Origin of the sequence: uncultured Marinobacter sp. (genome assembly GCF_963974375.1) — a bacterium.
Lineage (GTDB): Bacteria > Pseudomonadota > Gammaproteobacteria > Pseudomonadales > Oleiphilaceae > Marinobacter.
In genome coordinates this window covers 1-8970 of the sequence record NZ_CAXBDN010000184.1, presented here as the reverse complement: position 1 = coordinate 8970, position 8970 = coordinate 1, and the positions used below count along the sequence as shown (strand labels likewise).

The window sequence follows — 8970 nt, the reverse complement described above, 5'->3', positions numbered from 1 at the left end:
CTGATCCAGACGGCCAAAAGCCACCTCTTCCACCAGCAGCATAAGATCATCCAGCCGGCGGCCATAGGACGCCATGACCTCCCGCCGGAATTCCGCTGACGCGGCCATCAGTTGGTCAAACTCCGGCTTTGGCATCAGTAATGCCCGGGTAGGCTCCTCCACATGGGCTTCGGCCCGATAACCGCGACCGGCCATCAGACAGCCGATGGACAGGGTGCAGATATCATCGGCACAGATCCGGTACAGCACAATGCCATGGCCGGACGCGCCCAGCATCTGCACGCGAACTGATCCCGACATCACCATCGGCAACCCCTGGCAGCCATCTCCGGCCCGGAATACCACGTCCCCGGGCGCAAAAGCCACCGGCATGGCCACCGCCAGGGCTTTCGCACGGAGGTCGGGGCTCAGGGTATCAAGCAGCGCGTGATGGGTCATGACAGATCCTTCCTGAAAAAGCGACACAGAGAACAGGACAGTTTTATATCCTTATAACCAATGTGACTTTATCACTGAGCAGCAGGCCCTGTCTGTATACCATGAAAGCGTGCCCATACGTCGTGAGAGGGCTCCCCCACAACAGTGCAAAACCACATCTTCAGCAAGGAGTAGGACATGACCAAAAATATGGGAACAGCCGATCGCAGCATTCGCGTCGTTATTGGCCTGGTATTGATAAGCCTGGTTTTCATCGGGCCACAAACCGCATGGGGCTGGATCGGTGTGATACCGCTTGTCACTGCGGCCCTTGGCAACTGCCCGTTGTACAGTATCCTCGGCATCAAGACCTGCCCGGTCGATAACAAGTAAGCCAGGCACCGCAAGGCCGGTCACAGACCATACCCAACCGCGGCCGGGGGGCTTGACAGCCCTCTGGCAGCTACATCCAGTGGCGACGCCTGAAGAACCAGATCAGGCCTCCAACAATTGCGATCATAATCCCCCATACCAGGGGATAACCGTAGTACCACCCCAGCTCCGGCATTGCCCAGGGGCTGTCAGGGTGCTCAAAATTCATCCCGTAGATGCCTACCACAAAGGTCAGCGGAATAAATATGGTGGCGATGATGGTCAGCACCCGCATGGTTTCGTTGGTGCGGTTACTGACACTGGACAGATAGATGTCCAGCATCGACGTGGCCATTTCCCGGAAGCTCTCCAGCAATTCGATGATCTGCACGGTATGGTCCAGACAATCCCTGAGATAGATATGGGTGCCGGGTTGAATCAGTTCTGCCTCTGTGCGCAACAGGGTCCCCACTAACTCCCGCTGGGGCCACAACATACGCCTCATGATCAGCAGTTCCCGTTTCAGATAATGGATATCCGAAAGGGTTTCCCGGCTTGGCCGCAACAGCAGCCGGTCTTCCAGCAGCTCCAGCTGGTCCCCGAAATCTTCCAGCACCGGAAAGCCGGCATCGATCACCAGATCGATCAGCGCATACAGCAGATAATCGACACCGCGGGAGGTAAAATTCCGGTTATTGGGCTTTCGCATGCGCTTACGAACCGGCTCAAACGGATCCGTCGACAGCGGGCAGAAACTGATGACATAGCTGGCGCCCACAAACAGGCTGATCTGGACCAGATCAAGCCGGTTATCCTTGTAGACAGGCAACTGCAGGGTGATGAACATCTGATCGTCATACTGCTCGACCTTGGGACGCTGACCGGTATTGAGAATGTCCTCCAGAGCCAGATTATGAAGGTCAAACAGCTCTGCCAGACTGCGCAGGGTGTCCGGATCCACCGGTCCGTTTACCTGCATCCAGGTTTTCGAGTTGCGCTCAAGATAAGGCGTACAGTCCGCAGCCGAGTCCAGGTGAACTTCCTCTACCTGATCGGCAGTGTAATCGATGAGATGGATCGATAACTCGCCGGCCCCCGGCGCAAGCAAGGGGGTGGCGGTCAGGGTACCCGGGGCCGTGCCCGGAGCATGATAGTTCTTGCGAAGATAACCCATGAAATGCTGCTCTCTGATGGCCTGTACGGCTGTGGGCAATACAGACCTATCATAGAACATTATCAGCCACTTGCAGGATCGTCCGCGCAAAATGCGCCGCAACCGGCAACGTCAGCCGCCAGCGGCCAGTGGCGCAGACATCGGCCGGGTATAGGCAGGATGAATGGTTCCAAACTTGCCAAGTTCAGCAACGCTTCCGGTTTTCATGGCCACCCGCACCAACATACGACTGGACCGTCCGGTATCAGGAAATACACTCTGCCCCGCGACCCAGCCCAGAGCCATGCCCTGAACACTCAGTTGGCCCTCAAGCTTTTGCAGTCTGCGAAACATCGCTGAATGCCGGGCGTTTTCGTGTTCTTCGACAACCACCATAAACGCGTCCTGGGCGTAGCGAGCCATAAAACAGCCGCTGTTCAGAATCAGTCGCAGATCCTCAGTCACTGCTGCCATAGCGCGCTCCAGCGGATCTGCGCCCAACACTGACCGTATTTCACTGAAATTGCTGATCGCGAGATAAATGACCGCAAAGCGCTGATCAACGGCCTCCCCCTGCACAATCAGCTCCAGTATATGCTTCTCAGCTGCAGCCCGATTCGGCAGGTCGGTACTTTCATCCACAAAGGCCAGTCGTTCGAGGCGAATCCGTTCCCGCTCTGCGGCAATAACCTGAGCGATCCGTACCCTGACGTCCATGATAGAAGCCATAACGGCCAGAGCTACCATCACCGACATGATCAGTGCCAGCGGCAAGCCCAGCCAGTTCCCGGCCAGCTGATTGCCGGCCGCCGGCACACCATCCTCTGGCAACACTACCGCCATCATACCGGTGTAATGCATGCCAGCGATGGCACCGCCCATCACCAGAGCTGAGGCCAACTGAAGAATCCAGGCCCGCCGGCCCGGGGCCTGCTGTAGACGCCGGCATAGCACCATCGCCACGGCCGATGCCGCCAACGCAATGACTACCGACAGGATCAACAAGGAAGGGTTATAGGAGGGTGCCGGTGCCATCTTCATCGCCGCCATGCCCACATAGTGCATGACCACAATGCCCCCACCCATCAGCACAGTGGCCAGTGCAATATGACGAACCTGCACTTTTGGCAGGCTGATCATGAACAGGGCAAGAGCCGATGCCAACACTGCGGCAAGCCAGGAAATCGCTGTCAGTAAAAGGTCATAGCTCAGAGTTGCTGACATACCATGGGCCTGCATACCTACGAAATGCATGGTCCAGACGCCCGTTCCCATGGTCAGCCCCCCAAGCCCCAGCCACAGGCGACCACGGATCCCGCTGACTGTTGTCAACTGAGCACCAAAATACAACGCACTATAGGCCGCAAGCACTGCGACACCATAGGAAGCCAAAACCATCAAACCGTTGAAATGACCCATCTTCACTAACCTCTGGACTGCCGGACCTGAATGACGTGTTCCCAACAGAACACCTCAATGTGACTCGCGAAACAGTTACGGAGGTTTCCCCTCGCCGGGCCACAGACCGGCGGTAGGGTTTTGTAAGGACGGGTTACTGTCTGTAAGCGGAGTGGAAGAAGGAGTCGTCCAGATTGGCTACTCTGGCGAGAGGTTCACCGGACACTCCGGGATCCGACAATCAGTGGCATCGCCGGCCGCTGGCGTGGAGTCATTTTGTACGGAACCTGGCGCCGTGCGAAACCGCGTGTCGTCAGGCGCCAGCGCCGAGGCACAGGCGGCAGCCTGAATGGCCGCTGCCGGGCACTCCGTGCGGTCGAGACTCAGGCCCAGGTTGTACCAGATAGCGGCGACACCGGCATGTTGCGTCAATAGCCGTTCAAACCCCTGGCGGGCGAGTTCCGGCTGATTCTGGCTGAGTGAATGATTGGCCAGTGCGAACCCTGCTGCCAGATTATCGGGCCACTGATCCGCTGCGCTCTGGTAGCCCTGCCTTGCCAGTTCATGGCGACCTGTCATTTCCAGATCATGCACCGCCCGGACAAAGGCCACCGGTTCTGCGGTTGCCGGAATCTGGTCCGGTGGCAACAGCACTCTGGCCCAGCGGTCACCCCGGCGCCAGGTGTTGTCGAATGTTGGAAGAGCAACTCTCTTGTACTCATCAAGACCTGAGTGCAGGATCAGCTCTTTCCGCTCCAGGTCATACCCTACCACCACCGCAAAGTGCCACTGGGGCCACCAGTTGAAGCGCAGGTTCTGAAGCACCAGTACCGGATGTCCCGCCGCCACTTCCGTGAGGATGGCGTCCACGTGCCGGTGTAACGGATAGGCCACCATGCCTTTGGCTCTGGCAGTCGCGACCATTTCAACCTGAAGACTGCCTTTACGCCCGGGGATATAGACACTTTCCCTGAGCTCATCCGGCGATACCGCCTGGCCCTGAGCCCCCAGCATCATTGCCAGCGCCGCAGGACCGCACTGGTATTCATCCTGGGCATAAAAAGGCACATCACCAAGGCGAAAGGCAGAATCCAGCTCCGCCGTGAGCGCGGCGCCAGGCTTCTGGGTATGGCTGGCACAACCTGAAAACAACACCGCCAGCACAAGGCTGGCGGTGAGCAAACGCATGAAACGAGCGTTCAGAATCATGTCTGACGTCAGTTCACACAGTTAACAAAACTGTAGACGTTGGTCGCACACAGCATGTCGGTAATGACAAAGATCACCAGGAACAACACGATAATGCCCACAACACCACCAACACCTGCGGCCGCCGGAGCGTCATCAAGCTGCTGGTTAAACTCTGCCAGCTCCTGGGGCGTCAGGTTGTTTACACGGTCTTCAATCTGGGAAGCATCAACACCCATGGCGGCAAGACGATCCTGCACTTCCTGGGTTTCCAGCATCGACAGCAGCTGGACGCGGTCTACCTTGACCTGTTCAACAGTCAGGATTTCGTCAGTAGAAACAGCGGCAGGAGGAACTCCGGCACCGGCACCACTGGCCTGGGCATGGGCGACACCCACAGTCGAAAAGAGCATAAGTACCATCATCAAAATGGCAAAAGGACGACGAAAGGCTATTACTGACTTCATGGCTAAGCTTCCTTCCACTGCAGTATTTCTGATTGTTACAATTCGATTCTGCGCGCTTCGGCCTGGCCTTGTTAAACCCTGTGAAACTCGCAGGCAGTCTCTATATTGGCGGACTGCCGGATCAATGTATAGCATATTCATCATTACCCTTTGCTAAGCATTTTTTCATGATCTTTTTTCCGGTGGCGGACTCCCTGCGCTTCGGGATTGTGTTGTTCGCCTACTTTCCGATAGTCTTCTATCTTTCTCACACCAACAACAAACGACTACGATCTATGACACCTGCTCACCGCCCTCCGATGATCCTGATGGTTCTCACCGGCATGCTATGCACCATTGTACTGGTGGTGTTTGCACGCCTTGCCTATGGCCTGGTGTTGCCCGGCATGCGGGAAGGGCTCGGCCTCAGCTACCCGGAAGCCGCAAACCTTGGCACCGTAACCGCGCTGGGCTACCTGGCCCTGGTCATGACTGCCGGTGTGTTTGCCGCCCGCTGGGGCGGACGCCTTGCCATTATTCTGGGCCTGGCCATGGCCTGTACCGGGTTTGTGGGCCTCAGTCTGGCCTCCAACTACTTCGTTATCATGGCCATGATGGTACTGCTGGGCTTTGGCACTGCGTTCGGATACACCCCGCTGATTTCGCTGCTGGGCGCCTGGTTTCCGGAAAAACGGGGCGCTGCCATCGGCTTCGCCAACGGTGGCGTTGGCATGGGTATGCTGATAGCGGGCACGCTGGTCCCCTGGCTCACCACAACCGATCCGGACGATGGCTGGCGCACGGTCTGGTGGGTGTTTGCCGGTGCCGCTTTTCTGGTCATGATTGTGGTTTCGGTGGTTCTCAAGAACCCGCCACTGCCCGACGATGGCCCCTCGGGAAGCGCCAGACTGCCGGCCAAATCAGCGGTTTACCGCAATACCCATGTCATCAATGTGGGCCTGATCTACGGCATTATCGGCTGCACCTACATTGTGCAGACGATATTCATGTTCAGCTATGCGCTGGCATCGGGCATTCCGGCCATCACCGCCGGCAAGCTGGCGTCGATGATGGGACTGCTCTCGGTGTTTTCAGGGCCGGCCTGGGGTTGGGTATCTGACCGTATTGGCCGCTCCAACGCGCTGGTGGTGTGCATGTCGCTGTCAACTACGGCCATGGCATTGCCGGTGCTGTCGCCGACCCTGCCTGCTTTCACCGCGCATTTTGTCATCCTGGGACTGTGTGTTTCGGGTTTGTTCACCTCGGTACTGGCGGCCTGCACAGAAACCGTCCACCCGCGACTGGCGCCGGTGGCGGTCAGCTTTATCACCCTGTTCTTTGCCATCGGTCAGCTGATCGGGCCCGCCCTTGCCGGCCTGCTGATCGAATGGGCCGGCGGTTTCCGGGAAGTATTTGCCATCGCCGCCTGCCTGATGGGCGGCGCCATCTACCTGTGCTGGTACACCCGCAAAAGCCAGCAGCGGATGATGGTCACCCCCGGCTGAGGCTTACAAGCCCGGTCAACCTCAGGAATGCCGCGACAACCTGATTCAGCGCCGCACCTGGACTTCGGGCCCGGCCAGGTGCGCCAGCAGAGGATTCCAGCCCCACACTTTCTGGCGCAGGCCAGCGCCAATGGCCAGACCGACCACGAAACCACCGATGTGGGCCCAGTAATCCACGCCCTGGCCATCCAACACCATGCCCAGCAGATTGAGGGCGAGCCAGATCCCGAAGTACCAGACCACCGCCAGCTTTTTCTGCCAGACAAAGAACATAAAGGTCAGGCTGGCGTTGGGGAACCACAGCAGATACATGCCAAATAGACCGGCAATGGCCCCGCTGGCCCCCACCGACGGGATCGGCGAACCGAGATTGGCCAGCACACTGACCGCCCCCGCCAGTATTCCGCACACCAGATACAGCCCCAGGAAACGCCAGCGGCCCAGAGCGCACTCCAGGTTGTCACCGGTGACCCAGAGAAAATACATATTGCCGATCAGATGAATAAAACTGCCGTGCAGGAAAGTGGCGGTGACAAAGGTCCACCAGCGTTCCCCGGCCTGAATTTCCGCAGGGGCTATGGCAAAGTGCTCGATCACCCAGTTGGTGGCATTCGTATCCAGCCCGTAGGCCAGAAAGATCAGGGTATTCACCACGATCAGGCCGATGGTGACCCAGGGCGTGGAGCGCGCCTTCACGTTGTACTCCACCGGCATCTGCAACAGCATCTGGAAAATCCAGGTCTTCCAGCTGGTGGCCTGATTCATACTGGTGAGAGCGTGCTTGATCGCCGCTGACTTCACCACCTTCGAGACCGTGTCTTTCTCGACCCAGAAACCATCGCAGCGCTGACAGACCTCCACATCCACATGGTAGTCCTCCAACAGATGGAAGGTCTGCAAAGGCTGGCGGCAGTCCGGGCAATTCTGGTGTGAAGGCTCCAGCGGCGAGCCGAGGTTGGCGGTATAGTCCGCCTCATCCGTGTGCTGGCAGCGGGCCGCGATCAACGAATTCAGATCACCCTTTTCGAACCAGAACCCGCCACATTGATTGCACAGGTCTACCTCTTCACCCTGATAGTGATTCACTTCCAGCCGCACATCCCTGCAGTGAGGGCATGACTTCTTCCGTGGCATTACAACGTCTCCTTGAGTACTTCCAGGTTAACTCCATAGTCCGTCAGTTGCTTGCCCAGTGCCTCGTAGCTACCCTTCAGCTCGGGCAGCAGGCGCTGCTCGGTATCATCCAGCAGGTCCGTCAGACGCTTCGCCGCATGGCTGGCCGCCCAGGTGCGGGATTCGGCCTTGTCGATAAGGTCGTCCACCTGCAGATAGAAGCGACGACCACCCGTAAGAAAGGCGCTTGGTGTTTCCAGGGTAGTGGGGGAAAATCGCAGCGCTTCCCAGACAAAGCGGGACAACAGCGGGCGCTGGTTCAGCAGTTCAGACTGGGGAGGATTGCGCGCCAGCACGTCATCCGCGTAAGCCCGCAGCACCACAACGTTGTCTGACAGCTCGTCGTAGACGGATTTGCGAAGGTAGAAGTTGCTTTCCTGCTTGGTCACGCTGTCGAATATCAGTGCCTGTCGCAAACCGGCGCTGGCGGCCAGGTAAACCCCGATGACCGTGGCCAGCACCACGCATAGCTGAGCGACCCAGAAGCCGGATTTAACCAGATCCCCGTGGTCCATTTCGCGAAGTCGTTTGGTAGCGTTTAGCCGAATGGCCGTTCCTTTGGCAATAGAGAAAGGCACTGCTTTATCCTCCCTGAAAGCTGTTTATTAGCATGCGTTGTGATTTTCGAAGGTGGGAGAATAAGGGATTATTGCGGAAAGGTCTATTATGCCTCCACCGAGTGCTACCTGCCGGCCATCCGGCCATCCGGCCATCCGGCCATTTATTAAATGGCTATGGTTTAAAAAGTAAAAAGAAAGGAGCGCTCAGAAAAAACACCAGCACACCGTAGATAATCCCGTAGGCGGCAGCCCTTTCAAGCCAGTTCGCGAAGGACCTGACCTCCAGGCCAGGATAGATCGATTGGAATCTATCAAGCCTTTGGACGCGAGGTATTGCGCAGGCCCAGGCAAACAGCGAGGTATTGATAAAGCCGAAATCAATGGTTCCGCTATCCCAGTAATCGCCGGTTGGCTTCAGCTTTTTCTTCAGGCGACGGGTTAACGTGAGCCTGAGAACCAGAAGCCCAAGGAGCATGGTTGCCACGCCTCCGAGCATTGTGAAGGCAAAAAAAATGTCTAATGGAACATCCGTCATGATCACCACCAGTCATACATCCGCTTCACACCTTCCTTGACCAAATAATCCGCTCCAACTGCGGTTGCACCTGCTACAACTATTCCAACAGCCAGCCCAACAGGCGTCACCGCGATAACAGTACCAATTACCATGCCCATACCGATGCCGGCTCCAAAAGAAACACCTTCAACAACCGCTTTGCGCTGCCAGTTGGGATCATTGTTTTTCCAGCTACGGTGAA

The 8970-nt window shown here is 57.4% G+C and carries 11 protein-coding genes; 2 read left to right on the top strand and 9 right to left on the bottom strand.

Annotation, left to right across the window (positions count from 1 at the left end):
* Positions 1–438: cyclic nucleotide-binding domain-containing protein (locus AAC035_RS14770; RefSeq protein ID WP_339805464.1), on the bottom strand; the 438-nt coding region annotated here is incomplete at its 3' end.
* 177 nt (positions 439–615) lie between these two features.
* Between AAC035_RS14770 and AAC035_RS14765 the strand changes: the two genes are divergently transcribed.
* Positions 616–810, top strand: coding sequence for a DUF2892 domain-containing protein (locus AAC035_RS14765; protein ID WP_339805462.1), 195 nt, complete (start codon positions 616–618; stop codon positions 808–810).
* Positions 811–880: 70 nt separating this feature from the next.
* Here AAC035_RS14765 and corA read toward each other — a convergent pair whose 3' ends face one another.
* The 4 genes from corA to AAC035_RS14745 all read right to left on the bottom strand — a co-directional run bounded on the left by corA (position 881) and on the right by AAC035_RS14745 (position 4995).
* Entirely contained in the window at positions 881–2023 is a 1143-nt protein-coding gene (gene corA / locus AAC035_RS14760) for a magnesium/cobalt transporter CorA (protein WP_339805460.1), read from the bottom strand.
* A 51-nt stretch (positions 2024–2074) separates the two neighbouring features.
* Complete coding sequence (locus AAC035_RS14755; protein WP_339805458.1) at positions 2075–3361, bottom strand: MHYT domain-containing protein; 1287 nt, start codon at positions 3359–3361, stop codon at positions 2075–2077.
* Between the two features lie 177 nt (positions 3362–3538).
* Positions 3539–4549, bottom strand: a complete 1011-nt coding sequence (locus tag AAC035_RS14750; RefSeq protein WP_339805456.1) for a PA2778 family cysteine peptidase — start codon at positions 4547–4549, stop codon at positions 3539–3541.
* Between the two features lie 8 nt (positions 4550–4557).
* Entirely contained in the window at positions 4558–4995 is a 438-nt protein-coding gene (locus AAC035_RS14745) for a PA2779 family protein (protein ID WP_339805454.1), read from the bottom strand.
* A gap of 167 nt (positions 4996–5162) precedes the next feature.
* Here AAC035_RS14745 and AAC035_RS14740 point away from each other — a divergent pair, with 167 nt between their 5' ends.
* Entirely contained in the window at positions 5163–6479 is a 1317-nt protein-coding gene (locus tag AAC035_RS14740) for an MFS transporter (RefSeq protein ID WP_339805452.1), read from the top strand.
* Between the two features lie 45 nt (positions 6480–6524).
* Here AAC035_RS14740 and AAC035_RS14735 read toward each other — a convergent pair whose 3' ends face one another.
* The 4 genes from AAC035_RS14735 to AAC035_RS14720 form a co-directional block, all read right to left on the bottom strand.
* Positions 6525–7613 carry a rhomboid family intramembrane serine protease gene (locus tag AAC035_RS14735; RefSeq protein WP_339805450.1) on the bottom strand — a complete coding sequence of 363 codons (1089 nt, stop codon included), beginning with the start codon at positions 7611–7613 and terminating at the stop codon, positions 6525–6527.
* Positions 7613–8230 carry a hypothetical protein gene (locus tag AAC035_RS14730; protein ID WP_339805448.1) on the bottom strand — a complete coding sequence of 206 codons (618 nt, stop codon included), beginning with the start codon at positions 8228–8230 and terminating at the stop codon, positions 7613–7615. The genes AAC035_RS14735 and AAC035_RS14730 overlap by 1 nt, the downstream gene beginning before the upstream one ends.
* Positions 8231–8384: 154 nt before the next feature.
* Positions 8385–8747: a hypothetical protein gene (locus tag AAC035_RS14725; protein ID WP_339805446.1), complete on the bottom strand. Its 363-nt coding sequence runs from the start codon at positions 8745–8747 to the stop codon at positions 8385–8387.
* A 2-nt stretch (positions 8748–8749) separates the two neighbouring features.
* Positions 8750–8970, bottom strand: a 221-nt coding sequence (locus AAC035_RS14720; protein ID WP_339805444.1) for a hypothetical protein, incomplete at its 5' end; no start/stop codon positions are given.